Origin of the sequence: Flavobacterium hibernum, assembly GCF_000832125.1 — a bacterium.
In the GTDB taxonomy this organism is placed as follows: domain Bacteria; phylum Bacteroidota; class Bacteroidia; order Flavobacteriales; family Flavobacteriaceae; genus Flavobacterium; species Flavobacterium hibernum.
Genome location: NZ_JPRK01000010.1, coordinates 85125 through 111548 on the forward strand (window position 1 = coordinate 85125; position 26424 = coordinate 111548).

Genomic DNA, 26424 nt, shown 5'->3' on the forward strand with positions numbered 1-26424 from the left:
AGTATAAATATAAGATTTATTATATAGCCAATAAATTTATAATGCACTTATTGCAGCTGCTGTGTCGAATGTTTTTTTTGATTTATCAAATGCAGTCGAAAAGTAAGACATTTTGTTTGAAGCTGTAAAATAACCAGTTTGATCTCCAAAAGTATTTGAAGTTCCTTTAATTATAAATCTAATTGCTTTGATATCAGTCTTTTTTAATTTAATCATTTCGGCTGGAGTAAAATAATAGTAAGATGAAGTTTTACCATCGACGGTTTCATTGCTGTTTTTATCTGTGCAAGCAATAACATCACCGTTTACTAAATCGACATAAACTCCACCGGAGATTCTGGTTTTGTCGTTTGAGATCCCTATAGTTAATTTTAAAATTCCTCCTTTATCTGTTTTCGCAATCTGAACATCTGCTTCGCCTGTAAAAACATATTTTTCGCAAATAAAAGTATAAGTCTGAGTTGCCGGAAAAGGTTTTGAGCCTTTTACAATCATAGTTTCCTGAGCATTTGCAAAAGTCGCGATTAACAGTATTATAAAAAAAGGCAGTTTTAAATTCATAGTCTATACTTTATTATTCAGTTGTTTTAGCATCAAATTTTTCATCCCAATCCATAGATTTTATGGCCGAAATTAAATTGTCTTCATTTACAAAAATGCGCAATTCTTTATTGGCCACTTTTTTGGTATAAAGAGCGCGGTAACGGTAAATGACTTCTTTTTTAGTTTTATAAACGCCATCAAGTTTTAAATCTATAAAGCTTCCGTAATACTGTCTAAATCTTTGACAAGTTTTAGTCAAGCGCTCTTCGGTTGTGTTTTCCATAACCGATTTGGTAACTTCAGTTTCATTAAAAGGCTTAAACTTTGATGTATTGCAAGTTTCTAAAACTCGCTTTCCTAATTCATAAGCTTTCCTCTGCTGATTAGAGTTTACTTCCGCACTGGAAACTTTTTTAATTTTCAAATCTTCAGTATCTCTACTAATCGTTTTAGATTTACATCCAATTAACAACAACAAACATATGATCAATCCTGCTTTCTTCATAACTATTTAAGTAATTTTTAATAATAAGTTGGGGTCGGGGCAATTTTCTATATAAAAGTTCAGGTCGTTTGTACTGCAAACGCCGGGATAATCGCCAGAATACGCTTCAATATTGTGTATAATCTGAAAGTGTAAATGCGGAGCATAATCTCCATTAACGTCTGAACTCCCTAAGTTTCCAATCTGTTCACCCTTATTAAAAAATGTCCCAACGCTAAGGTTTTCTATACTTTCTAACGATAAATGTCCGTATAAAGTATAAAAAATTTCATTTTCGACTGTATGTTCTAATATTATAGTTGGTCCATAATCGCCTAAACCAATATTGTTTTTAAAGCTATGTACTTTTCCATCAATTGGTGCAATAACTCTCGTACCTACTTTAGTCCATAAATCTAAACCAATATGAATATTTCTTTCTGAAATAGAATCATTTTTAAAAATAGTACTTCTTTGATATAAAGTCCGACCTTCAATATATCCGCCAAAAGCAACTTCGGCATTATTCTTTTTTAAAAAATTAGAAATAAAAAGTTCGAAATCGTCTGCATTTTCAGGTTTATTAGCGATTAATTCGGAATTGGTTACAGATAAATCTAAAACAATATATTTTGAAAGTTCGATGTTTGAGTCAATAACTGTAGTAGGCGGTAAGGATTTTAAAATCGAGGGAAGAGGTTTCATAAATTAGGTTAGTTTTTCAATAATTATTAATTCATTATGCACTTCTATGCGGGGCAGCATTTTTGCAGTGAATAATTGAGGGTTTATTTCAGAAATATATTTTTGGTTTCGAACATTATGAGATTCATCCAAAATCATAGTATTAAAAAGAATGAAACCTTTGTTTTGCAAAAGAGAACAAATGTGTCCGCTAAAAAAGCTTTCAAATAAAAAGTTTGGCATTTTGATGTCTTCAAAAACATCAATAATAATTAGATCGTACTTGTCTTTTGTTTTTAAAACAAATTCAAATGCATCATCTATAACAACTTCAAGCTGTTTTATTTCATTTAGATTAAAATATTCGTTTGCGATTTTAATTATGTCAGGATCAATTTCTACACCAGTAATTTTTCCTTTAAATGAAATTTCGTCAACCAATGTTTTAATTACGCTACCACCGGCAACTCCTAATAATAAAATATGATCCATTTTCAGGATAGCTTCATAACTAATATTTCGAAGTCCATACCTTAATATACGTTGCAAGCTTCCGTATGAGTAATTTGTATTTTCAGAATCCAGTACCAATTCGCCATTTGCCCAAGTAACTTCAATCATTTTGCTTCTTTGGGATTTTTTTTTAAATATTTTAACGGGAATAAGGTAACTGAATAATTTTTGAATCATTTTTAAATGCTTTTACTCAAAAATACCACTTTAAATCTTTTATTTTGCACTATAAAATAAATTTTAATGAAAAAACAATTCTATAAATTCATCTTTCTAAAGCTAATGGGCTGGAAAATAGTAGGAATTGAAAATGCCGAAGTGAAAAAATGTATTCTAATGGTCATGCCGCATACAAGTAATCATGATTTTTATTTGGGAATTTTTACTCGTGGAATATCTGGATTAGAAATGAACTGGGTTGGAAAGAAGGAACTTTTTAGATTTCCATTCGGTTATTATTTTAGAAGTGCAGGAGGAGAGCCATTAGATCGCACTGGCGGATTAAATAAAGTGGACTCTATTGCATCTATTTTTGATCGAAAAGAAGTTTTCCGTTTAGCCGTTGCTCCGGAGGGAACTCGTAAAGGTGTAAAAGAAATTAAAACCGGATTTTATTATATTGCGCTTAAAGCAAATGTTCCTATTGTGCCAGTTGCTTTCGATTGGGGTAAAAAAGAAGTTAGTTTTGGCAAACCGTTTTTCCCTACGGGAGATTACGAATCTGATTTACAAATTCTGAAAAAACATTATGAAGGTGTAATTGGTAAAATTCCCGAAAACATGACTTATTTGTAAATTTTCAATATTTTTTCTAGTTGCGTGAGAATCGCTCAAACGAAAAATATTTTCAAAAATTTTCAAATACACAAAAATTAAAAACTACGGGGCATATGCCTTAAATGTCCCGTTTTTATAAAAAATTACAATTTTCTCAATTTCCCCTTCTTCGGGATTTATTTTTGAGTTTTGGCTTCCTGCAAAATTTTGCATTTCTGGTTTTACTTCTTCCTTATGATTAACGTCTGAAAATAAATCTCCAACACTATTATTTTCATTTGCTGAAAAAGGAGTAGAAGGGATTTTAATTTCAGAAATAGTATCAGTTCTTTTTTCAATAGTTTCTTCCTCGGTTTTAGGAAAACTTCCTTTACCATTTAAAATCCAGTATAGATCTACGTCGGGAAAAACTTCAAGAATTTTCATTACAAAATCTAAGCTAGGTTTGTTTCGTCCTGAGAGCAGGTGAGACATACTTGATCGTTGCACACCAATTCTATCAGCAAAAGTAGAGGCATTTAAAGCGTAATAGTCTAGTATAATTTCAAGACGTTTTACAAAATCATCGATGTTTACCATTGTAAATTATTGTTTAAAATCCGAGGGTTTACAAATGTAACTAAAAGATATCATTAAAGCAATTTTACAGTTGTAAATCATATATTTAAGAGATAAAATAGAGCAGTGTTACTTTAAATAAAGATGTGTAAGTAATTGAATAACAATGGGTATTTTTATATTAATTAAAGAAATAACAAATGTTAACTTCTTCTGTAATAAATGCAAGGTTTAGACTAAAATATCTGTTTACAATTCTAAATTCTTTTATATTTCCGCTGTTTACAATTGTAAAAATAAAGATGTTTACTTTTGTAAACTAATCAAAAGACAATGAATTTAGAAGAATTATTTGACCAAAACAAAGAACAATCAATAGAAGGTAGATATCTAACTTTAGATCATATTGAACCTTTATTAGAAAAACTCAATACTAATAATCAGGTAAAAGTTATTGGTAAATCTGTTTTAGGAGAACCTATATATAGTTACGAAGTTGGAACCGGAGAAACTCGTATTTATCTTTGGTCGCAAATGCACGGAAATGAGAGCACCACCACAAAAGCGCTTTTTGATTTTATAAATGTGCTCAATAGCGGATCTGAATTTGCAGAGAAGCTTTTAAAAAACTTCACCTTTTATAGTATTCCAATATTAAATCCTGATGGAGCAAGACTTTATACTCGTGAAAACGCCAACAAAGTTGATTTAAACCGAGATTCTCAAAATCTAACTCAACCAGAAAGCAATGTTTTAAGAGAAGTTTTTGAGACTTTCAAACCTCATTATTGTTTTAATCTTCACGATCAACGAACCATTTTTGGCGCTGGCTCAACAGGAAAACCTGCAACAGTTTCATTTTTAGCACCTTCTTATAATGAAGAAAGAGAAATAAATGATAATCGTTTAAAAGCTATAAATGTTATCGCCGGAATTAATGATGTTTTGCAAAAATACATTCCGGGACAAGTTGGACGTTTTGATGATTCGTTTAATATCAATTGTATAGGAGATACATTTCAGTTTTTAGGAGTACCAACAATTTTATTTGAAGCAGGGCATTTCCCTAATGATTACGAGCGAGAAATCACTCGAAAGTTCATATTTTTCTCACTTATTTCGAGTTTTGAACTGATAAGCGAAAACGTTTTAGTTGATAATAGAATTAATGATTATTTGAATATTTCACAAAATAAAGTGGTTTTTTATGATTTTATGTATAAAAATATCAAAATAAATTATGATGGTATCGAAATTATTACGAATTTTGTCGCACAATACAAAGAAGAATTGATTGAAAATAAGATTCATTTTAATGCTTACATAATTGAAGTAGGCGAATTGGAAAATTATTTTGGACATTACGAATATGATGGAAAAGAAGCTATTTATTCCGATGATCTCAGTAATTTTCCGAAATTGAATCAAAAGGCAGATTTTTATTTAAATAAAAATGTTAAATTTGTTAACGGATTGATAAAAAGTTAATTTTTATGTGAATTTGTTGTTTTTTATATATATTTTTATACTTTGTAATAGCAATTAGTAATATTAATTAAAGAATTATGAGTAAATTTCGTTTAGATGAAGTAGATCACCAGATTTTAGATATGTTAATAGACAATACGAGAGTTCCGTTTACTGACATTGCAAAAAAACTATTGATATCTGCTGGTACAGTGCATGTTAGAGTAAAGAAAATGGAAGACGCAGGTATAATAATGGGGTCTTCATTGGCTTTGGATTATGATAAATTAGGATATTCATTTATTGCATATGTAGGGGTGTTCCTTAATAATACGTCTCAAACTAAATTTGTATTAGAGCGAATCAACCAAATTCCATTCGTAACAGTAGCATCTGTAACGACAGGAAAATTTAACATCTTTTGCAAAATTAGAGCAAAAGACACTAAACACGCGAAAGAAGTTATCTTCATGATTGATGATATCGAGGGTGTTTACAGAACAGAAACTATGATTTCATTAGAAGAAAGTATAAACGATAAGAAGCGTTTGATGCATACTATTTTTAAAAATATGTAATACTTTCTTGAATGCTATATTAAAATATAACCTCAAGTTTATTCTTGGGGTTTTTTTATGACTAATTAACCAAACAACTATAACACGATTATGTATACGTTACCCAAAATTGAACGTTTTAATCAAGATGTTCTCTCAAAATACCACATTTATAATAGTGTATTTATAACATTGCCCTTTGATTCTATTGATAATACTGGAGTTTTGCTGCCATTATTTACAGAAACTTGCGAAACAGGATTTAAAAAACAAGAAACTCCAAAAGAGATTTTTGATTTTTTCTCAAATAAATTTCTAAATAATGCTTCTGAGACTGAAAAAATCGATCTTATGTTTCGATTTATTCAATATATAGAACGCCAAATTGTACTTTTTGATGCGATTGAAGATGCTGCTTTTCCGGAAGTGAATAACATGGAAGGACGTGGTTCTTTGCGTGATATTAAAGAGAAATCTGATGCAAAAGAGAAAGATGATGAATTGATCGAATTCTTAGAAAACTTTAACGTTAGAACTGTTTTAACAGCGCATCCAACACAGTTTTATCCTGGGCCAGTTCTAGGAATTATAAATGATTTGACCGAAGCTATTCGTTTAAATGATTTATTGAAAATAAAACAATTATTGGCGCAGCTTGGAAAAACACCTTTTATCCAAAATGAAAAACCGAATCCATACGATGAGGCGGTTTCTCTTATTTGGTATTTAGAAAATGTATTCTATGCTACCTCTGGAGAAATAGTACATTATTTGCAAAAAAATATCCTTCAAGGAAATGCAATTCAAAATCAGTTAATCAAGCTTGGATTCTGGCCAGGAGGAGATCGTGATGGAAATCCTTTTGTTACTACAGAAATTACCTTAAAAGTTGCTGAACGTTTACGTACTTCGATTTTGAAGTGTTACTACATCGAAATGAGAAACTTAAAACGTAAGCTAACATTCTCAGGTGTAGACACTTTAGTAGCAGAACTTGAACATAAACTTTATCGTTCTGTTTTTTATTCTAAAGGCGAAATTTATATCACATTAGAAGAATTGTTAACGCAATTAAACCTAATTAGAGATATAATTATAGAAAAACATCAGTCTCTTTACTTAGACGAATTAGAAGCATTTTTAGTAAAAATTAATCTTTTTGGTTTTCATTTTGCAACTTTAGACATACGTCAAAATAGTAAAATTCACGACGCAGTATTTAAAGATGTTGTAAATCATTATTTGAATTCTGGATCATCGATATTTCCTTCAAATTATTTTGAACTTTCAGAGTCAGAAAAATTAGTTGTTTTATCTAAAGTTAGAGGAGAATTAAACCCTAGTGATTTTGAAGATGAAATTACCAGATCTACATTAGAGTCAGTTCAGGCAATCAAAACAATTCAGGAAAACAATGGAGAGTTTGGAGCAAATCGTTATATTATTAGTAATAATGAAAGTGCGCTGAATGTCATGGAAACTTTTGCCATGATCCGATTAAATAATTGGGAGAATCCTACGGTTGATATCATTCCGCTTTTTGAATCCGTTGATGATTTGCAAAATGCTCATGAAATTATGGAGCAATTGTATACTAATCCAGAATATTCTAAGCATTTGCAAGCGCGAGGAAATAAGCAAACGATCATGTTAGGTTTCTCTGACGGAACCAAAGATGGTGGTTATTTAATGGCTAACTGGAGTATTTATCAAGCAAAAATTGCATTGACTGAAATTTCTAGAAAATACGGAATTAAAGCTATTTTCTTTGATGGTCGTGGTGGACCTCCAGCTCGTGGTGGTGGAAAAACACATAAGTTCTATGCTTCTTTAGGACCAAAGATTGAAAATAACGAAATTCAGATTACTGTTCAAGGGCAAACTATTAGTTCTAATTTTGGAACTTTAGATTCTTGTCGTTATAATATTGAGAATTTATTAAGTGCCGGCGTAACGAATCAGGTTTTTAGTAAGGAGAAAAATGAATTGAGTACTGAAGAAACTGCAATTTTAACTCAGTTGGCTGATTTAGGATATGATAAATATTTGAGTTTTAAAAATCACCCAAAATTTATTCCGTATTTGGAAAAAATGAGTACGTTGAAATATTACTCTAAAACAAACATTGGAAGTCGCCCTTCTAAAAGAAGCAAATCAGAATCTTTAGATTTTGCCGATTTAAGAGCAATTCCTTTTGTAGGTTCTTGGAGTCAATTGAAACAAAATGTACCAGGATTTTTTGGTGTTGGATCTGCTCTAAGACATTTTGAAGAAACGAATCAATGGGATAAAGTTCATGATTTATATCACAACTCATTATTCTTTAAAACGCTTCTTGAAAATAGTATGATGTCATTGGCTAAGTCATTTTTACCACTAACAGCATACATGAAAAATGATCCTGAATTTGGTGAATTTTGGCAAATTATTTACGATGAATTTTCAGAAACGAAACGTCTTTTGTTGAAAATTGCAGGTCATAAAACTTTGATGGAAAACTATCCTGATGGTATAGCATCTATTCAAGTGAGAGAGCGTATCGTATTGCCATTGTTGACAATACAACAATATGCTTTGTTAAGAATTAATGAATTAAACAAAGAAAACAACAGTAACGAAGAGTTGATAAAAGTATACGAAAAAATTGTTACAAGATCACTTTTTGGAAATACGAACGCAAGTAGAAATTCAGCTTAATTAGAAATTTTTCTAGATTGTGTAACTAAATAAATATCTTAAAATGAGTATCACGAAATTAACTGAAAGTGAATATTCCGGGCCTTTTGCAAATTATGTTCGAGAGGCGGGAGAAATTAATTTGATTGAGGAATTAGAAATTTCCCTTCACGCATTTATTAGATTTGTTCAAAATATTCCTTTGGATAAATTTGATTATCGTTATGCAGAAGGAAAGTGGACAATCAAAGATATTATTCAACATTTAATTGATAGCGAACGTGTTTTTGCTTATCGCGCTTTGAGATTTTCCAGGAATGACAAAACTCCTTTACCGGGTTTTGAAGAAAATGATTATGTAAATAATACAGATGCAAACAAAAGAAGTATTCAGGATTTATTAACTGAACTTTCTGCTGTAAGACATTCTTCATTATTGTTTTACAAAAGTCTTTCTGAAGAACAACTTGCAAGAATTGGAACCGCTTCAACGCATCAACTTTCGGTTCGCGCGTTAGGCTTTGTAATTATTGGACATCAAAAACATCATCAAAAAGTATTTGAAGAAAGATATTTATAGATATTTAAAAATTAAGATAAAAAATCCTGTAAAGTGTATTCTTTACAGGATTTTTTTTATTTACATAATTTTGTGTGTCAAGTTAAGGAACTCTATAAGGATGATCGAGCTATTTACGAAAATCCTTTAATTTCTCAGTGTGAAATAAAATGCAAAACTAAAATTGTCATTTCGACCAAAGGGAGAAATCACACTTATGAATCGACAAAGGATGAAACTTTCTTTATGGATTTCTAGTGTGATTTCTCCCTTTGGTCGAAATGACAAAATAAACCAAAAGGGGGTTTAATTATTTATTTCGTTCAACAATAGCAAGACCTAATCGAATTTTATCATAAGATAATTTTTCATCAAAATGATCAAAATATGGCTTTAAGGCCGTTGGATATTCTAAATCGATTTGTGCTTTATGTAATAACATAACTTCATCATCAGAAACAAACTGACTCAAATCGATATCATTTCCATCAACATATAATTTTGCTAAATGCGAAATTATAGTGGTTAACCCTAAATTTCGTTGTACGGCAATTTCCTTTACAGAAATTCCGCTTTGAAATAATTCTAAAGTTGTTTTATAAGTGTTGCCTTCTTTTTTCGACTTCGCTTTTTTCTTTTTTGCATTTTCGTAGTAAACGATTGCATCAATAAACTCTTGACCGTATTTTTCTAGTTTTGCATTTCCAACTCCATCAATAGCAAGAAATTCTTCATCGCTCATTGGTCGCAAAGTTTCCATTTGTCTAAGTGATGCATCACTAAAAATTACATAAGCAGGAACTTCTTCGTCCTGAGCAATTTCATAACGTAATTTTCGAAGTATTTCAAAAAGAGAACTTTTTGCTGCTTTGGTTTTAGTTTCTTTAATTTCGTTTTTATCAATTACTTTTTTAACAACTGTATTTAATTTTACATTTTCTCCCTCAAACAAAACTTTTTTAGCAAAAGGAGTTAATAAAATTTTATTGTGCTGATGAAAGGCAATTTCGCAATATCCCAAATTGATTAACTGAATTAAGTACTGATTCCAATCATACCATGAAATATCGGCACCAATTCCGTACGTTTTTAAGCTTTGATAATTTTTTTCGTAGATATACGCGTTTCTCGAGCCTCTTAAAAAATCTACAATTACAGCCAAAGGCTCAGATTCTTGCAAACGACTAATTGCCGACAATGCTTTTTGCGCGAGAATCGTACCATCGAAAAAAGTTGGAGGATTTTTGCAAATATCGCAATTACCGCAATTCTCTTTAACCAATTCGCCAAAGTAAGAAAGTAGAATTTTTCTGCGACAGCTTAAAGCATCGGCATATTGCTTCATTCTTTCTAGTTTTGCCAACTGAACATCAGAATTTAAACCTTCAGAAGCAAATTTCTGAAGCTGAATTACATCGGCATAACTTTCAAATAAAACAGTTTCAGCAGGTAATCCGTCACGACCTGCACGACCAATTTCCTGATAATAACCCTCAATGTTTTTTGGTAAATTATAATGTATAACCCAACGTACATTAGATTTATCGATTCCCATTCCAAAAGCAATAGTTGCACAAACCACTTGACAATCATCATTAATAAATTCGTCTTGAGTTTTTGCTCGTATCTTATTATCTAAACCCGCATGATATGCTTTTGCCGTAACACCACTTTTTTGCAATTTCAACGCCAGTTCTTCTGTAGTCTTTCTGCTTAAACAATATATAATTCCAGATTCGTTAGGCTTTTTTTCGACAAAATCAATTATTTGTTTTACGCGATCTAATGCTGGACGAACTTCTAAACTTAAATTTTTTCGATCAAAAGAGGCTACAAAAGTTTTTGGGTTTCTTAATTTTAATTGTTTAGTAATATCTGTACGGGTTGCTTTATCTGCAGTTGCAGTCAGTGCAAGAACCGGAGTAGAAGGGAAGCGGCTTTTTAAATATCCTAAATTAGTGTAAGCTGGTCTAAAATCGTGACCCCAAGACGAAATACAATGTGCTTCGTCTATCGCAATTAAACTAACAGTCAATTCGTTAAAAACTACATCTAAATAAGATAAGCTTTCTGGAGCAATATAAACAAGCTTAAAAGTATTTGATTTTAAATTGTCGATATAAAATTGCTGTTCTTCACTAGATTGACTACTATTTATATAACAAGCAGAAATTCCGTTTGTTTTTAAACTATCAACCTGATCTTTCATTAAAGCAATCAAAGGAGAAATTACAATAGTTATTCCGGGTAAGACTAATGCCGGCAATTGAAAACAAATTGATTTTCCTCCACCAGTTGGCATAATCGCCAATGTATCTTGTCCCGAAAGGATTGTATTTATAATGGTTTCCTGATTGGGTCTGAATTTTTCAAATCCAAAGTTTTCTTTTAATTTGGCATGTAGAACTTCTGAAGTCATTGGGCTGATATTTACAGATTGTTAAATATAATAAAAAATATTAAATATAGTATTTTTCTTATATTTAAAAACCTTTTTATAACTAATAAAAAAGGAACCCGTATAGAGTTCCTTTAGTTTATTTTGTAAGAGATGAATTAATCTTCATCATCTTCATCTTCGTCTTCGTCAGCAATATCGTCTGGATCTCTATCTTCATCATCTTCGTCTCCACCATCAGTATCTGGTTTGTCTTGAGTGTCATCATCATCGTCATCATCTGCATCGTCATCAAGATCAAGTCCTTTTACTGGTTCGATTGTATCAACGTCAAGATCGATATCATCGTCTTCGTCGTAATTCTCGATTCTGTCAGCAAGTTTAGTACTAATTTTTACTAAATAAATAGTGTCTTCAGTACGAACTTCAACAGCTTCGATCAATTCGTTTTTAGCGTTTCTAAAACGGATAACATCCGAATCGTCATAACCATCAGGAAATTTTTCTACAAGAAGGTTCAAAATTTCATTGGTAAGTTTAGCGTAGTCTACTATAACTCTTTTCATAAATATCCTATAAATCTAATAAGTAAGCAAAAATTAACGGAGCAACAATTGTAGCATCCGACTCGATAATGAATTTTGGAGTTTTGATATCTAATTTACCCCAAGTAATTTTCTCATTTGGAACTGCTCCAGAATACGAACCATAACTAGTTGTTGAATCTGAAATTTGACAGAAATAACTCCAAAACGGAATATCATGCATTTCCATATCTTGGTACAACATTGGTACGACACAGATAGGAAAATCTCCTGCAATACCACCACCAATTTGGAAAAATCCAATTCCGTTAGTGCTATTTTTTGGATACCAATCAGCAAGGAATGTCATATATTCAATTCCAGACTTCATGGTAGAGGCTTTTAATTCACCTTTAATTACGTATGAAGCAAAGATATTTCCCATTGTACTATCTTCCCAACCTGGAACAATAATAGGTAAATTTTTCTCAGCAGCTGCATACATCCAGCTATCTTTTAAATCAATTTCGTAATATTCTTCTAAAACTCCTGATAACAACATTTTGTACATGAATTCATGAGGAAAATAACGTTCTCCTTTATCATCAGCATCTTTCCAGATTTTGTAAATGTGTTTTTGTAAACGACGGAATGCTTCATGCTCAGGGATACAAGTATCAGTAACACGATTTAATCCTCTTTCTAATAAAGCCCATTCGTCTTCTGGTGTTAAATCACGATAGTTTGGCACTCTTTCGTAGTGAGAGTGTGCTACTAAGTTCATGATATCTTCTTCTAGATTGGCTCCAGTACATGAAATAATTTGTACTTTATCTTGTCTAATTATTTCGGCAAAAATTTTACCAATTTCTGCTGTACTCATAGCGCCAGCCATACTTACCATCATTTTAGCACCATTTGCTAATTGCTGTTCGTATGCTTTTGCAGCATCAACTAAAGAAGCAGAGTTAAAGTGTAAATAATGTTTTTCAATAAACTGACTGATTGGTCCTTTCATTTTTTTTGTTTTTTTTGTTTTTGAATTAAAAGTTTAACCTTTTAGATGATACTGCAAATTAATAATTTTATAGATATTAACATTTAATTTGCAGGTTTTTTTTTATGCTTTTTTTGTATAACCTAAAATCTTCAATACATCATCAGAAGTTTGTTGTTCTGAGAAAACCTCAGTTGCCAAAATTCCATTTTCATCGCGATCTATCAGAATATGTTTAGGTTGTGGAATTAAACAGTGGTGTAAACCTCCGTAACCTCCAATGGTTTCTTGATACGCACCAGTATTAAAGAAACCAATATATAATGGCTTTTCTTTGTTGTATTTAGGCAAATAAATAGCATTCATATTTTGTTCTGAATTGTAATAATCGTCACTATCACAAGTCAAACCTCCTAGTAAAACCCGCTCGTAAGTATCATTCCAACGGTTAACCGCCAGCATAATAAAACGTTTATTTATTGCCCAAGTATCTGGCAAAGTAGTTATGAAAGACGAATCAATCATATTCCATTTTTCTCTATCATTTTGTTGTTTTTGATACAAAATCTGATAGATTGCGCCACCGCTTTCACCTACTGTAAATGATCCAAACTCAGTAAAGATATTTGGTACATCAACTTCGGCTTCATCACATGCAATTTTAATTTGATTGATAATTTCATCAATCATATATTGATAATCGTACTCGAAAGCCAATGAGTTTTTAATAGGAAAACCACCTCCAATGTTCAAACCATCAAGAGTAGGGCATTCCTTTTTTAGCGCAATGTACACTTTTATACATTTTACTAACTCATTCCAGTAATACGATGTATCGTTTATTCCGGTATTGATAAAAAAGTGAAGCATTTTCAGCTCTAGTTTATCATTTTCCTGAATTTGTTTTTTATAGAATGATACTATGTTTTTGTATCCAATTCCTAATCTAGAGGTATAAAACTCAAATTTAGGTTCTTCCTCAGCAGCAATACGAATTCCAATTTTAAATTTTCCTTTAATTTCAGCCTGAAGTAAATCTAACTCTTCGTAATTATCAATAATCGGAATAGTATTTTTATGTCCGTTATTAATTAATCTCGCAATGTTAGATATATATTCATCTCTTTTAAAACCATTACAGATAACATATGTACTTTTATTGATTTTACCATTTTCAAGCAAATTTTCTACGATATTAACATCAAAAGCTGAAGATGTTTCTATGTGAATGTTATTCTTGAAGGCTTCATTCATAATATACTCAAAATGAGAGCTTTTTGTGCAATAACAGTAGTAGTATTTTGCTTCGTACTTGTTTTTTTCCATTGATTTTCTGAACCAAGCTTTTGCCTTGTTTATGTTTTCAGAAATCTGTGGTAAATAAGTAAATTTTAATGGTGTACCATATTGTTCAACCAATTTCATCAAATCAATATTGTGAAATTGTAAGTTGTCTTTATTTAATTTAAATTCCGTTTGAGGAAAGTAATATGTTTGATTAATTAGATCAGAATATTTTGTATTCATTTATATTTCAATATTTTAAGAATGTATTTTTAAATTTAGTAAACGGTGCTAAATCTATAAATCAAACTCTAATATTTGCAAATACAATTTGCAGCTTTTCATGTTCTGCTTTCGAGTATTGAAAAACATCAAAAAACAACGGACTTTTACTATTATAAAAACGGTTCAACATCCTTAGCAAGGAACTGTTGAGTCTGTTTCTATAAGAACTAAATTGTGTTTGTTTATTGTTTGTTTTCATTGTGGCAAATGTAAAAAATAATATATACCTAAAGCAATGCTTTTTATTAAAAAAAGTTTAAGATTTATAATCCTCAAACGCATCTAGAATCAATTTATTTTCAACCGATTGGTTAATTTTTATTTTTCCGATTCCTTCAATTAACGCAAATTGAATTAAACCGTATTCATTTTTTTTGTCGTGAATTAGTAATTCTAAGATTGGTTCGATGTCATTTTCTTCAATTTTTACATCGTCGTAAATGCTTTTAATTGCAGTTTTAATTTCGGCATATTCATCTGCTGTAATTAAATTTTTATGCAATGAAATATAACTTTCGAGAATCATTCCAATAGCAATTGCTTCACCATGTAATAGTGTTTTTTTAGATTCACTCTCTAAAAAGTAACTTTCTATAGCATGACCTAGAGTATGTCCAAAATTTAAGGCTTTACGAATACTTTTCTCAGTAGGATCTTGTATTACTATATTGTTTTTAATTTCAACAGAACGGTAAATCAGTTCATCTAATGCATTGTAATCAATTGCGGCTAAATCTAAAAATTGTTTCCAATAAGCTGCATCATAGATAAGACCGTGTTTTAGCATTTCTGCCAAACCAGAACGCATTTCGGCTTGCGACAATGTTTCAAGATACTGCGTGTCAATTAATACCATTTGAGGTACGTTAATTACACCTATTTGGTTTTTAAGATTACCTAAATCGACACCTGTTTTTCCACCAACAGACGCATCAACCATAGATAAAAGGGTAGTAGGGATATTGATAAAATCTACACCGCGTTTAAAAGTTGAAGCAACAAATCCTCCTAAATCTGTCACAACACCACCACCAAGATTAATTACAAGTGATTTTCTGTCTGCTCCAAGTTCCGTTAAGACATTCCAGATCTGAATGCAGGTTTCGATATTTTTATTAGCTTCTCCGGCCTCAAATTCAATAATTTCAATATTTAAATCCGTTTCAAGTAAAGGCAAAAATTTAGGCAAACAATGCTCATTCGTTTCATTATCAACTATAATAAACAAATTTGAGTATTTGTTTTCTTTTAGATGTTTATTTAAAGCTTCGTAAGCATTTTCATTAAAATGAACTAGATAATTATTGGCTTGAATAGATTGCATATTTCTGTAGTTAATTGAAAACGCAAAATAAGGCATTTTTACCTAAATAATATTCAAACTTTGGCTCTAATTTGTTTTAAAATGAACGATTCTAAATTATAATAAGAACTATTTGCAAATACTAGTCAATGATTCTTGTGCAGGAGCGTAGTTTTTACTTTTTGATATATTTAGGTATTTACAAGCTTTAATTTTTTCATTTTCTTTTAAGTAACAAATAGCTAAGAAAAACTCTGTTTTTCCATCAGTTAAACCTGGATATTTTAATGCAGCTAATAAGTAATTTATTGCTTTTTTAGTTTGCCCAACTTTTAAATAATAAAATCCTATATTTTGCGATGCATAAATACTGTTTGGATCAATTTCTAAAGCTTTCTTATAAGTTTCAAGTGCTTTATCCATTTTTTTTTCGTTTTCAAGTTTTTGCCCTTCAGTAATATAATCTGCAACTAAAAGATCATTTTTCTTCTTGATTAAATCTTTTTCATCAGTAATACTTGAATTGTAAAGATTCGATGTAAGCTGTTTCGCCAAGGGATAATTTTTATTTTTCGATAAGTTTAAATATTTTAATGCATTTATTTTATCATTTTCTTTTAAGTAGGTCAGACCAATAAAAAACTCAGTCTTCCCATCCTTTAAGCCTGGATATTTTAAAGCATCCATTAAGTACTTAATAGCTTTTTTATTGTGCCCTTGCTTTAAATAATTGAAACCAATATTTTGTATTACATAAATATTTTTTGGATCAATTTTTAAAGCTTTTCCGTAGGATCCTAAAGCCTTATCTAATTCAGAAGCATTTTCAAGTTTCTGCCCTCCTTTAAGATATGTTGAAACTAAAAGTTGATTTTTTTGTTGCAGTAAAATACTATCTTTTGGGAATTTTTTCAATCCCTTATTAACAAAAGCCATCAAACTCGAATAATTATAACCCGAATAATGAAGACCTTTAGTAACAAGAATCCATGTTTCGCTCATTGGCCTGTACTTGTCAAACAAAGTATGTTCTTTTAGCAATTCCAATGTATCTTTTTTTTCTATTGCATATTTAACAGCTGAATTGTAAAGCTCATAATTTCTTGGACGTAAATAGAAAGCTTGTTTTGAATAAATATATGCACTATCCAAATCTCCTTTGTGCCTAGAAATAACTTGTTTGTAAAATTCAATGCGCCCTGAATAACCATTAATTTTACTTGCTTTAGCAAAATATTTTAAAGCTTTATCATATTGTTTTTCACGTACATAATATATCCCTGCGTACTCATAAAACGATTCTGAACTACTTAGGGTATTTGGGTAACTAGGTATTCTTTTAACTACTTCATCACCTGTTAGCGTTCCTTTCTCTTTCATGTTAATATCATCAGTAGCAAGTAAATACTCAAGATTTGAAGCTTTATAAATTAAAAATGAAGAATAACTTGTCGCTATTGATATTACTATTAAAATTCCAAATATTATTTTTACAGTGCTTTTACTGATGCTTATTTCTTTTTGACTATAATTGTTTAGCACGGTAAAAGCTAGTATTAAACTAAAAAATATTGACATCGTAGGTCTGTACATAGGAAAATTGAATACTGAATCTATTCCATAAACAATGAGCAGCATTAAAGTTAAAAGCGCAATTAGCTTTGTATCAGCAGAATTTGCTTTAAGTAAGTTTTTCAAATTGATGACGAAAACTAAAAGAAACAATGACAGATAAATTAAACTATTCACAATTCCTGTTTCAGCTAATATTTCAAGAAAATCATTGTGCGCATGTAATGAAACAACATTATCATTTGAAACAGTCCTTTCGTAAGGAATAGACTCCACTTGATAATTTCCCAATCCAATTCCAAAAATGGGATTATTTTGGCTCAATTTTAAAGTATTTTCCCAATAAGCAAGTCTCGCTTGTGAAGATGCATCATTAGTAGAAATTTGGCTCAATCTGTTTTCTAGTGACACATAGCGACCTTTATCTTTGGACTTCTCAAAAATTGAATTTGCAAATAGTACAGCTATTAGAATAGGAATTATTAGGTATAAAATTTTTATAAAACTTAATTTACTAAAGGAATCTTTTAATAAATAGGTTGTATAAATAGAGTAAATTATAAAAAGATTAATTAGTGGTGTTCTTGCACCTGTTAGAAAAATTACGGAAGTTACTGAGAATAACGCTACCAATAGAAAATACTTTTTATACCCCGTAAAATGTACTATTCCAAGTAAAATAAAAGGAACTTTGATCGTAAGACTTGCAGCAAGAATATTAATGTTTCCAGTATTTCCTTTCATTGCACTCAAAAGATCGATTACAGATGCATTTCTTGGAATAATTATAAAATTATATAATTGTTGACATGCCTGAACGAAAGCACTAATTCCTACAATTAAAACTATTTTATAGAGAAGATCTAATTTGTCTTTTAATAGTATTGCAAGGTTTATGAATAAACAAAAAACAATTACAATTTCCGTTAATTTAGTAAAAACTAGTGAAGTATTCTTTGCTACAAAAAATGATATCGAACAAAGAATAACAAAAGCTAAATAAAGTTTAAAAATAGAACTACGTCTTAATAGTGGAAACACAACAGCAGCTGTTGCACTATAGTTGTAGTAAAAATAAACACCTAAAAAAAGATTAAGAATAGATAAATACAAAAATTGTGGATTGATAATTTCCAAACTTTTAAAATATGGAAAAAAATCAATTAAGAGCAGTAAAACAACGACCAAAAGAACCATCAAATTCGATGTTGATTTTCCTTTTCTTGTCTGGTTAATAATTTTATCAATTTCGTTTGTTTTCATTTTGCCTTTTTCGCAAAAATACAATAAATAAAGTAAAATCTTACTTTTTGAGGATGAAATTAATCTTCTCCAATATTTTAAATAAAAACGCCACTTACTTTAACATTGATAAAATTGAAAATTATGATTACGTTTATTAAATAATATTCAAAACAGTCTTTATATTTGCACAAAAAACTGACCTTAATGGAAAAAATATTCGACAATACCCAAGTTGCATTTTCGTTAAAAAGCGATACAGAACTAGACAGAGCTTATTTTCTTTTTAAAATGATCGACAGTCAACCTTTAGTAAGAATAGGAACTGCTGTTACAAATTTTGCGCTTAAAGCAAACTTACCTGTAGAAGGATTAATTCGTGCAACCGTTTTTGACCATTTTTGTGGTGGTGTAAACGAAGATGATTGTATCACTGTGGTAGATAAAATGTTTACTAAAGGGGTTTCATCTGTTTTAGATTATTCAGTTGAAGGAAAAGAAGAAGAGGAGCAGTTTGATGCCGCTTTAGAAATGACTTTAAAGACTATTGAGTTTGCTAAAGAACGTTTAGCAATTCCGTTTGCGGTTTTTAAACCAACTGGTCTTGGGCGTTTTGAATTGTATGAAAAACTAGGAGAAAATCAAAAACTATCTCCAGCTGAACAAACGGAATGGGATAGAGTAGTAGCTCGTTTTGATTTAATTTGCAGTGAAGCGCACAAAAAAGACGTTTCTTTATTGATTGATGGTGAGGAAAGCTGGATGCAAGATGCTGCCGATGATTTGGTTACTGATATGATGCGTAAATACAATAAAGAAAAAGCAATTGTTTTTAATACTCTGCAGATGTACCGTTGGGATCGTTTGGATTATTTGAAAAAATTGCATGAAGTTGCCAAAAACGAGGGTTTCTTTATTGGAATGAAATTAGTTCGTGGCGCCTACATGGAAAAAGAAAACAAAAGAGCCGAAGAAAAAAATTATGTCTCGCCAATTTGTGTTTCTAAAGAAGCTACAGATATTAATTATGATGCGGCTGTACATTATATGTTAGAGCATTTAGATATGATGTCAATTTTTGCAGGAACTCACAACGAATTGAGTTCTTATAAATTGATGGAAATGATGCAAGAAAGAGGAATTGCCAAAAATGATCATAAGATCTGGTTTGGACAATTATACGGAATGAGCGACAACATCAGTTATAACTTGGCTGCAAATGGATATAATGTGGCTAAATATTTGCCATTTGGCCCTGTAAAAGATGTTATGCCGTACTTAATTCGTCGCGCCGAAGAAAATACTTCTGTAGCCGGACAAACTAGTCGCGAATTATCTATGATTAAAGCAGAACGCAACAGAAGAAAAGGGAAATAAATTAAAATTAAATTCCAATAAAAAAAATCCAAATTCCTATAGTTATAACTGGAATTTGGATTTTTTTTATTGGAATTTTTAATTTTTTTTAGAATGAAACCTGACATTGTAAAACAACCATTCCTAATCGATCACTTTGTTTATATTGCCCTGTAAGTGTTTTATCATAAATAGCCCTGTTTTGGTAGTTTAAACTAAACTTTGGTCCCAAAGTACCAGTTGTGTAATAATTAACACCTAGCTCGTACATCGTCATTGGAGTATTTAAAGCTTCTAAATCAGCAATTTGTGTTGCTGCGTAGGGCTGAAAACGTCCTTTTCTGTCTGCATTTTCAGATTTAGGAAAAAGATAACCAAATTGAGCGTAATAAATATTTCCGGTTCCCACACCAAGAAATCCTGCACCTGAACCATTAATAAGCGTGTTGTCTCCAATCGCTGGATTTGGCGTATTTACAGACTGAATGTAGTTTTTTCCATAGTTATTATTATTGAAAGCTGCATAAGCAGTTATTGCGTCACCTCTTTTACTAATAGGACTATCGTAAAACACATCAAAACCTAATACCTTCATATCATCATATGCAATCTTTGCATCGGGTGTTAAATGCCACATGGCGTTTGCTTGCGTCATATAACCTAAAGCTACATTAAAAACTTTTTTAGTTCCTAAATAAGTTCCTTTGTGGTAAGCATCTTCAATTGATTCTTTGTCTAAGAAAGCGTACGTTAGAATTCCCGAATATTGAGCTCTTGGAGTTTCTGTACTTATTGAAGAATACAGTCCTAAATTATTTGTTGTATTTCGGTACGGATTTGTGACAGCCACGCGATAATTAAACTTTCCTAAATAACCTTTTGCGTATATGCTTAAATTTCTATTTCCGAAAGTCGATGACGTATTACTAAATTGCTGATACATTGGCGTATCTAAAGTAAGCTGAGACGATGAGCTGTTTGCAGAATAACGTGTTGTTCCTGCTCCCCAAGCTGTTAATCCACCACCAATATGCAGTTTATTACTAAAATGATATTCTCCTAAGGCATCCATAACAGAAAGAGGAGCATTGGAAGGACCATTATTTTGAGTAAAATTTATATTATTTTGTCCCAATTGAAGGTGAAAAAAAATATTATCCGTTATCATTCCCATTGCCTGCAAACGCAAACGTCTGATTACAATATCGTAAGTTTCATCAACCTGAGTTGTTCCCACTTTACTACCGGGATTTAATTCAGAATATCTTCCCCAAACCTGAAGGTTCATTCCAAATTTGATATATTTTGCCCCATCAGGGCTTATGTTTACAACATTAAAAGGTTTTTCTTGCGCTAGAACAGAAATTGTATTGAGAACAATAAATAACAAAATGAGAACGATTCTTAAGTGTGGCATTTTTTTAATTTAAACAAGTGAATGATATTTTTATTTAAGAATTACTAAACTGAAGATTACTTAAGTTTTTATAGATACCATTTTCAAGATTAATTAATTCTTGATGCGTTCCTTCTTCAGTAATTTTTCCGTTATCTAAAACTAAAATTTTATCAGCATTTCTAATGGTCGAAAGTCTGTGAGCAATAATAATACTTGTTCTTCCTTCCATCAAAACTTCTAATGCTTCTTGAACCAATTTTTCACTTTCGCTATCTAAAGATGATGTAGCTTCATCCAAAATTAAAATACTAGGGTTTTTAAGTAATGCTCTGGCAATGGCAATACGTTGACGTTGTCCTCCGGATAATTTTACACCACGTTCTCCCACAAGCGTTTCGAACTTTTCAGGAAAACCTTCTACAAAGTTTAATGCATTTGCTTGTTTTGCAGCCAACATAATTTCCTCATCTGTTGCATCAGGCTTTCCGTAGGCAATATTTTCTCTAATAGTTCCTCCAAATAAAATCACATCTTGCGGAACGATACTCATGTTTCCACGAAGATTCTCTAAATCATAATCGTAGATGTTTTTTCCGTCAACAGTAATTTCTCCCGAAGTAATATCATAAAAACGTAAAAGTAAAGACGAAATAGTCGATTTTCCTGCTCCACTTGGTCCAACAATTGCAATTTTCTGTCCAAATTCTGCCGAAAAATTGACATCTTTTAAAACCTGAACTTCTTTTCGAGAAGGATAACTAAAAGCTACATTCTTAAAAGTAACATTTCCTTTAATTTTTTCTAATGGAGTCGTTTTAGGATTTGCGTTAATATCTTCCGGAGTTTCTTCAAGAAGTTCAAAAACACGCTCTGTTGCACCAACCGCTTTTTGAATTTGAGCATACATTTCGGCAATTCCACCAAAAGAAGCCCCAATAAATGTGGTATAAAGTACGAAAGAAATCAAATCTCCAACACCTTCAACTTCACCTTTTATAGTCAATGTAATTCCGTACCAAACCACAGCTACAACGCATCCAAAAAGACACAGAATAATAAATGAAGCAAAATAACCACGGTATTGACCGCCTTTAATGGCAATTTTTACAATTTCTTTTATTTTATTTTTATAACGTTGAATTTCGTACCATTCGTTTGCAAAAGCTTTCACATTACTAATTCCTTGCAATGTTTCCTCGACAATTACCTGACTTTCGGCAACTTTATCCTGAGTTTTCTTTCCGTATTTACGAATAAATCTTCCAAATATAACAGCAGCAACAGCAACAACCGGTACAATTGCCAACATCATTAAAGTTAATTTTGGGCTTATGCTTCCTAAAATTACAAAACCTCCAATAATTAAAATTAACTGACGTAAAAACTCTGCTATTGTTGTAGTAAAAGTGTCTTGTAATTGTGAAATATCTGCACTAATACGGCTATTCAGTTCTCCAACACGTTTTTGAGAATAGAATGACATTGGCAGTTTAACCAGATTCTCGTACAATGCAAAACGAATATTTGACAAAGAGTTTTCGGTAAAATTTACAAAAAGTGAGATTCTAAAAAATGAGAAGATTGCTTGCAATGTTAGTATTCCCATAAGCGCAATTGCAATTTGGTTGGCCTTATCGAGATCTTTATTAGTAACACAATCGACCAGCATTCCCATTAATTTAGGAAAGGCGAGGGCAGTAGCACTGGTTAATAAAAGAAAAATAAGCCCCAGGAAAAATTTCCATTTGTGATTTTTACCATATTTAAAAATCTGTAGTGCTTTTTGAAGTGAATTAGAGTCTAATTTAGCTTTAGGTAAATCATTTTCTTGAAATCTTGCCATTTGAGTATACAATTAAGGTATGCAAATGTATAACTATAGCCACTGAATACAAAAGAATATTACTAATTACCCTCTCAGATTTTGTTTTTTAACTAAATGATAAGAAATCAATAAAATTTATTCTACTTTTAAGAAGCTGAAAAATAGGTTAGTAATAAATAACTTGTAAAAGCATTTGATTTATTTTTAAAATAAGCTTGCAAATACCAAATCTAGCTGTATATTTGCACTCGCAATCACAAACGATAGCAACCTAGTAAAATAGGGCGATTAGCTCAGCTGGTTCAGAGCACCTCGTTTACACCGAGGGGGTCGGGGGTTCGAACCCCTCATCGCCCACAAAATTCCAAAAACTCCAAAGTCATATGACTTTGGAGTTTTTTGCTTTATATACATTTTATGAATTTTATTGTCTATATCTTATTTAGTGAAAGCAAAAATAAATTCTATATTGGATTTACCTTTAATTTAGAAGAAAGACTTATGCGACACAATCAAAAAAGTAAAGGTTTTACAGGTAATACAAATGATTGGAAGATGGTTTGTACTGAAAACTATGAAACGAAAGAATTAGCTCGTAAAAGAGAATTGCAGATTAAGTCTTGGAAAAGCAGAATTAAAATTCAAGAATTAGTTAAAAAATAAACATTAGCTCATTTGGTTCAGAGCATTCCGATTTTTAATCGGAAGCGTCTGGAGTTCGAACCCCTCATCCCTCACCAAGAAACTCCTTAATTTTTTAAGGAGTTTTTTTTGCGATCATACTTCATATAATTCGTTTTGTTTCAAAAATAATCTTAATTTATTTAAAAACACCAATCCTATCATTCTGTTTTTGTGTACTATTGTGAAAACTTTGACCTGATTAATTAACGCATTTACATTTAGAAAAAAGATGGATCTACACTGTAAAGTATTATCAATTAACCAGTTGGTAGTGATTTTTGCGAGGCAAGAATCTTATTAATATTTGCGAAATTATATGATAATAGATATTTGGAAGCAACCTGCAAAAGGTTTAACAAAAGAAACAATTGGAAGAACAGAAGAGCAAATTCTTCAAAAAGAAATTGAAATTGGATTTAAATTTCCGGCGCTTTATAAAGAGCATATGAAACTACAAAATGGTGGTCTTTTATGGAAAAGTGCTTTGAATTATAACGGAGAAGTAAATGAACTTTTGTGTAATGATGCTCGTTTTGATCCAATAATTAGTTGCAATGGTTATAAGACTTTAAAGGATGTTTTAGTAGAATATATGGACAAAGAGAAATTAGAAAATTCTTCAGATACAAATTTTCTTTATTTAGACAGACTTCCAATTCTTTCCACTATGAACGGTCATACAATATTGTGTTTTGACTATGGTTATAATGTAGAAAACGAATATGAAACACCCGAAATTGTATATTTTGAATTAGAGTGTGCCGAAAATGGCTACGAAGAGAGAATAAGATTAAAATCTTATGATGAATTAATTAATAATTTAGTTTATTATGGCTATGAATCGACTTCATTCTATATTGGTATAAAATCAAATGAATCAATTGATAAAATTGCTGAATTGATTGACAAATCACTTGAGCTTCAACTCGAAGTAAAGACAGATGATTATTACGGTTGGTACAACTTCGAAAAATGGTATTTGGGAAAATTAAAGCTAAATACAAGCCTGTTGGTAGATATTAAATTAACACCCAATCAATTTTTAAGTAACACATTCCTTTTTCAAAATAACAAAGAATTAAATTATGTCATTGATATTGATCTAAGACTTGGAGTAGATTCTTTTCAAGACAACTCCAATAACCTAAAATCAATTATAATGGAACAGTTTCAACCATTTTTATCGAATGTAGATTGGACTTTTTTAGAAATACCATTTCATAAGGAAAATAAAATTGAATTAGAAAAAATAATGCAAACGTTCTAGAAAATAGTTTATAATAAGAATTTCAGTTTTTTCAATCGCGCTAAGTTTTATCAATAATTAATGTACTTTTGGTTTAACTAAAACGCTATTTATAAAAGTAAAACATGAAAAAAATTATTGTAAGTATGTTTGTTCTAAGTCAATGTTTTAATGTACATGGACAATCGATCGATAAAATTATTACAAACAAAGAAGTAACTCGTATAGAAAAAATACTTTCGGCAGATAATATGCAGGGTAGGAGAACTTTTACCCCTGGTATTGACAAAGCATCAGCCTTTATAGAATCAGAGTTTAAAAAAATTGGTTTGCAAACTTTCAATGGAGCAACGAATTACAAACAAGAATTTTCGATGACTGCCTCTAAAGCAGTTTCTTCAAAAATTACGATTGATGGCAAAGAAATAAACAATAATCAAGTTGTAACATTCTCATATCTTCCTCAAGTTTCTTTAACTGAAAAAAGCGATATTTCGATTGTAAAAATCAATAAAGGAGATAACATTGGCAAGAAATTTAATGAATATTATAAAAGTGAGAGAAATCTTTTGGTATTAGTTGATCCTTCATTTAATAATATATTGCCTAATATTCAACATATTGATCTTCTTACTGCTAATCCTGGAAACAATACAATTACGTTTGTTTTTGGTACCACAGAAGCGACTAATTTTTCTGTTGAATTAACGAATTTAATCTCCAAAAAAACATTGAATAATGTTGTTGGAGTATTACCTGGAAAAACGAAACCAAATGAGTTTGTAATTTTTTCAGGGCATTATGATCATTTAGGAGTAGGCTCACCCGAAGAAGGCGCTAAGCATACTGCAACAGATTCTATTTATAATGGTGCCAATGATGATGCCGCTGGAACAACAGCAGTAATTATGCTTGCGAAATATTTTAAAAAACAAAATAACAACGAGCGCACTATTATTTTTACCACATTTGTAGCTGAAGAAATAGGAGGTTATGGAGCCAAATATTTTTCTCAACAGCTTGCGCCAGAAAAAGTAATTGCGATGTTCAATATCGAAATGATAGGAACAGAATCTAAATGGGGCAAAAACTCTGCTTACATTACAGGCTACGATAAGTCGAATATGGGGCAGATTTTACAAACTAATTTAACAGGAACAAATTTTACGTTTTATTCTGATCCTTATCCGGAACAACAATTATTTTACCGCTCAGACAACGCTACGTTAGCGAAGCTTGGAGTTCCTGCTCACACCATTTCTACTTCAAAAATGGATAATGAGCCAACATATCACACAGTCGATGATGAATTTGAGACGTTAGATATTGATAACATGACCCAAATAATAAAATCAATTGCAGTAAGTTCTTCTTCGATTATTAGCGGAAAAGACACACCAACCAGAGTAAATACTACTGAATTGAAATAATATAAGTAAATTTTAAAGAATCTAAAAAGCACTGAAAATGATTTGTTTTCAGTGCTTTTTT

General features: G+C 31.0%; 22 protein-coding genes and 1 tRNA gene. 10 read left to right on the forward strand and 13 right to left on the reverse strand.

Annotated features, from left to right (window positions below):
• Positions 1-36: 36 nt before the first annotated feature.
• The 4 genes from IW18_RS12720 to IW18_RS12735 are packed head-to-tail and all read right to left on the reverse strand — an operon-like array spanning position 37 to position 2401.
• Positions 37-561 carry a hypothetical protein gene (locus tag IW18_RS12720; RefSeq protein ID WP_041518242.1) on the reverse strand — a complete coding sequence of 175 codons (525 nt, stop codon included), beginning with the start codon at positions 559-561 and terminating at the stop codon, positions 37-39.
• A 13-nt stretch (positions 562-574) separates the two neighbouring features.
• Positions 575-1048 (reverse strand): hypothetical protein, encoded by a 474-nt coding sequence (locus tag IW18_RS12725; protein ID WP_041518244.1) that lies wholly within the window; start codon positions 1046-1048, stop codon positions 575-577.
• Between the two features lie 6 nt (positions 1049-1054).
• Positions 1055-1732 carry a peptidoglycan DD-metalloendopeptidase family protein gene (locus tag IW18_RS12730; protein ID WP_041518246.1) on the reverse strand — a complete coding sequence of 226 codons (678 nt, stop codon included), beginning with the start codon at positions 1730-1732 and terminating at the stop codon, positions 1055-1057.
• A gap of 3 nt (positions 1733-1735) precedes the next feature.
• Positions 1736-2401, reverse strand: a complete 666-nt coding sequence (locus IW18_RS12735; protein WP_041518248.1) for a spermidine synthase — start codon at positions 2399-2401, stop codon at positions 1736-1738.
• A 66-nt stretch (positions 2402-2467) separates the two neighbouring features.
• Between IW18_RS12735 and IW18_RS12740 the strand changes: the two genes are divergently transcribed.
• Positions 2468-3019, forward strand: coding sequence for a 1-acyl-sn-glycerol-3-phosphate acyltransferase (locus IW18_RS12740; RefSeq protein WP_041518250.1), 552 nt, complete (start codon positions 2468-2470; stop codon positions 3017-3019).
• Positions 3020-3103: 84 nt separating this feature from the next.
• Here the strand turns inward: IW18_RS12740 and IW18_RS12745 are convergent, their stop codons facing one another.
• A complete protein-coding gene (locus tag IW18_RS12745) occupies positions 3104-3580 on the reverse strand; it encodes a helix-turn-helix domain-containing protein (protein ID WP_041518252.1) in 477 nt (158 codons plus the stop codon).
• A 312-nt stretch (positions 3581-3892) separates the two neighbouring features.
• Here IW18_RS12745 and IW18_RS12750 point away from each other — a divergent pair, with 312 nt between their 5' ends.
• The 4 genes from IW18_RS12750 (at position 3893) to IW18_RS12765 (ending at position 8839) form a co-directional block, all read left to right on the forward strand.
• Positions 3893-5047: a M14 family metallopeptidase gene (locus IW18_RS12750; RefSeq protein WP_041518254.1), complete on the forward strand. Its 1155-nt coding sequence runs from the start codon at positions 3893-3895 to the stop codon at positions 5045-5047.
• A gap of 77 nt (positions 5048-5124) precedes the next feature.
• A complete protein-coding gene (locus IW18_RS12755; protein ID WP_007805990.1) occupies positions 5125-5604 on the forward strand; it encodes an Lrp/AsnC family transcriptional regulator in 480 nt (159 codons plus the stop codon).
• A 90-nt stretch (positions 5605-5694) separates the two neighbouring features.
• Positions 5695-8280: a phosphoenolpyruvate carboxylase gene (locus IW18_RS12760; RefSeq protein WP_041518256.1), complete on the forward strand. Its 2586-nt coding sequence runs from the start codon at positions 5695-5697 to the stop codon at positions 8278-8280.
• 43 nt (positions 8281-8323) lie between these two features.
• Complete coding sequence (locus IW18_RS12765) at positions 8324-8839, forward strand: DinB family protein (RefSeq protein WP_041518258.1); 516 nt, start codon at positions 8324-8326, stop codon at positions 8837-8839.
• Between the two features lie 289 nt (positions 8840-9128).
• Here IW18_RS12765 and recQ read toward each other — a convergent pair whose 3' ends face one another.
• The 6 genes from recQ to IW18_RS12800 form a co-directional block, all read right to left on the reverse strand.
• Positions 9129-11237, reverse strand: a complete 2109-nt coding sequence (recQ, locus tag IW18_RS12770) for a DNA helicase RecQ (protein WP_041518260.1) — start codon at positions 11235-11237, stop codon at positions 9129-9131.
• A gap of 137 nt (positions 11238-11374) precedes the next feature.
• Complete coding sequence (locus IW18_RS12775; protein ID WP_041518262.1) at positions 11375-11782, reverse strand: hypothetical protein; 408 nt, start codon at positions 11780-11782, stop codon at positions 11375-11377.
• Positions 11783-11789: 7 nt separating this feature from the next.
• Complete coding sequence (locus IW18_RS12780) at positions 11790-12758, reverse strand: deoxyhypusine synthase family protein (RefSeq protein ID WP_035681188.1); 969 nt, start codon at positions 12756-12758, stop codon at positions 11790-11792.
• A 102-nt stretch (positions 12759-12860) separates the two neighbouring features.
• On the reverse strand, positions 12861-14264 hold the full coding sequence (locus tag IW18_RS12785) for a type III PLP-dependent enzyme domain-containing protein (protein WP_041518264.1): 1404 nt from the start codon (positions 14262-14264) through the stop codon (positions 12861-12863).
• 298 nt (positions 14265-14562) lie between these two features.
• Positions 14563-15630 (reverse strand): 3-dehydroquinate synthase, encoded by a 1068-nt coding sequence (gene aroB / locus IW18_RS12795; RefSeq protein ID WP_041518292.1) that lies wholly within the window; start codon positions 15628-15630, stop codon positions 14563-14565.
• A 108-nt stretch (positions 15631-15738) separates the two neighbouring features.
• Positions 15739-17925: an O-antigen ligase family protein gene (locus IW18_RS12800; protein ID WP_160113226.1), complete on the reverse strand. Its 2187-nt coding sequence runs from the start codon at positions 17923-17925 to the stop codon at positions 15739-15741.
• 705 nt (positions 17926-18630) lie between these two features.
• Here IW18_RS12800 and IW18_RS12805 point away from each other — a divergent pair.
• Positions 18631-19800, forward strand: a complete 1170-nt coding sequence (locus IW18_RS12805) for a proline dehydrogenase family protein (protein ID WP_041518269.1) — start codon at positions 18631-18633, stop codon at positions 19798-19800.
• Between the two features lie 88 nt (positions 19801-19888).
• Here IW18_RS12805 and IW18_RS12810 read toward each other — a convergent pair whose 3' ends face one another.
• Entirely contained in the window at positions 19889-21196 is a 1308-nt protein-coding gene (locus IW18_RS12810; protein ID WP_052480161.1) for a porin family protein, read from the reverse strand.
• A 34-nt stretch (positions 21197-21230) separates the two neighbouring features.
• Positions 21231-23021 (reverse strand): ABC transporter ATP-binding protein, encoded by a 1791-nt coding sequence (locus IW18_RS12815; protein WP_041518271.1) that lies wholly within the window; start codon positions 23019-23021, stop codon positions 21231-21233.
• A 264-nt stretch (positions 23022-23285) separates the two neighbouring features.
• On the opposite strand from IW18_RS12815, the gene IW18_RS12820 reads away from it, so the two are divergent.
• From IW18_RS12820 to IW18_RS12835, 4 genes are all read left to right on the forward strand, one after another.
• Positions 23286-23360, forward strand: a tRNA-Val gene (locus IW18_RS12820).
• 60 nt (positions 23361-23420) lie between these two features.
• The gene (locus IW18_RS12825; RefSeq protein ID WP_041518273.1) at positions 23421-23666 is read left to right on the forward strand and encodes a GIY-YIG nuclease family protein; all 246 of its coding nucleotides are present in this window, start codon (positions 23421-23423) and stop codon (positions 23664-23666) included.
• Between the two features lie 337 nt (positions 23667-24003).
• A complete protein-coding gene (locus tag IW18_RS12830) occupies positions 24004-24954 on the forward strand; it encodes an SMI1/KNR4 family protein (RefSeq protein ID WP_041518275.1) in 951 nt (316 codons plus the stop codon).
• A 104-nt stretch (positions 24955-25058) separates the two neighbouring features.
• Positions 25059-26363, forward strand: coding sequence for a M20/M25/M40 family metallo-hydrolase (locus IW18_RS12835; RefSeq protein ID WP_041518277.1), 1305 nt, complete (start codon positions 25059-25061; stop codon positions 26361-26363).
• The last annotated feature ends 61 nt before the right edge of the window (positions 26364-26424 follow it).

Bases quoted from the DNA above. Each gene is read 5' to 3' on its own strand.
- IW18_RS12720 (WP_041518242.1), bottom strand. From the start codon at position 561: ATGAATTTAAAACTGCCTTTTTTTATAATACTGTTAATCGCGACTTTT.
- IW18_RS12725 (WP_041518244.1), bottom strand. From the start codon at position 1,048: ATGAAGAAAGCAGGATTGATCATATGTTTGTTGTTGTTAATTGGATGT.
- IW18_RS12730 (WP_041518246.1), bottom strand. From the start codon at position 1,732: ATGAAACCTCTTCCCTCGATTTTAAAATCCTTACCGCCTACTACAGTT.
- IW18_RS12735 (WP_041518248.1), bottom strand. From the start codon at position 2,401: ATGATTCAAAAATTATTCAGTTACCTTATTCCCGTTAAAATATTTAAA.
- IW18_RS12740 (WP_041518250.1), top strand. From the start codon at position 2,468: ATGAAAAAACAATTCTATAAATTCATCTTTCTAAAGCTAATGGGCTGG.
- IW18_RS12745 (WP_041518252.1), bottom strand. From the start codon at position 3,580: ATGGTAAACATCGATGATTTTGTAAAACGTCTTGAAATTATACTAGAC.
- IW18_RS12750 (WP_041518254.1), top strand. From the start codon at position 3,893: ATGAATTTAGAAGAATTATTTGACCAAAACAAAGAACAATCAATAGAA.
- IW18_RS12755 (WP_007805990.1), top strand. From the start codon at position 5,125: ATGAGTAAATTTCGTTTAGATGAAGTAGATCACCAGATTTTAGATATG.
- IW18_RS12760 (WP_041518256.1), top strand. From the start codon at position 5,695: ATGTATACGTTACCCAAAATTGAACGTTTTAATCAAGATGTTCTCTCA.
- IW18_RS12765 (WP_041518258.1), top strand. From the start codon at position 8,324: ATGAGTATCACGAAATTAACTGAAAGTGAATATTCCGGGCCTTTTGCA.
- recQ (WP_041518260.1), bottom strand. From the start codon at position 11,237: ATGACTTCAGAAGTTCTACATGCCAAATTAAAAGAAAACTTTGGATTT.
- IW18_RS12775 (WP_041518262.1), bottom strand. From the start codon at position 11,782: ATGAAAAGAGTTATAGTAGACTACGCTAAACTTACCAATGAAATTTTG.
- IW18_RS12780 (WP_035681188.1), bottom strand. From the start codon at position 12,758: ATGAAAGGACCAATCAGTCAGTTTATTGAAAAACATTATTTACACTTT.
- IW18_RS12785 (WP_041518264.1), bottom strand. From the start codon at position 14,264: ATGAATACAAAATATTCTGATCTAATTAATCAAACATATTACTTTCCT.
- aroB (WP_041518292.1), bottom strand. From the start codon at position 15,630: ATGCAATCTATTCAAGCCAATAATTATCTAGTTCATTTTAATGAAAAT.
- IW18_RS12800 (WP_160113226.1), bottom strand. From the start codon at position 17,925: ATGAAAGGAAATACTGGAAACATTAATATTCTTGCTGCAAGTCTTACG.
- IW18_RS12805 (WP_041518269.1), top strand. From the start codon at position 18,631: ATGGAAAAAATATTCGACAATACCCAAGTTGCATTTTCGTTAAAAAGC.
- IW18_RS12810 (WP_052480161.1), bottom strand. From the start codon at position 21,196: ATGCCACACTTAAGAATCGTTCTCATTTTGTTATTTATTGTTCTCAAT.
- IW18_RS12815 (WP_041518271.1), bottom strand. From the start codon at position 23,021: ATGGCAAGATTTCAAGAAAATGATTTACCTAAAGCTAAATTAGACTCT.
- IW18_RS12825 (WP_041518273.1), top strand. From the start codon at position 23,421: ATGAATTTTATTGTCTATATCTTATTTAGTGAAAGCAAAAATAAATTC.
- IW18_RS12830 (WP_041518275.1), top strand. From the start codon at position 24,004: ATGATAATAGATATTTGGAAGCAACCTGCAAAAGGTTTAACAAAAGAA.
- IW18_RS12835 (WP_041518277.1), top strand. From the start codon at position 25,059: ATGAAAAAAATTATTGTAAGTATGTTTGTTCTAAGTCAATGTTTTAAT.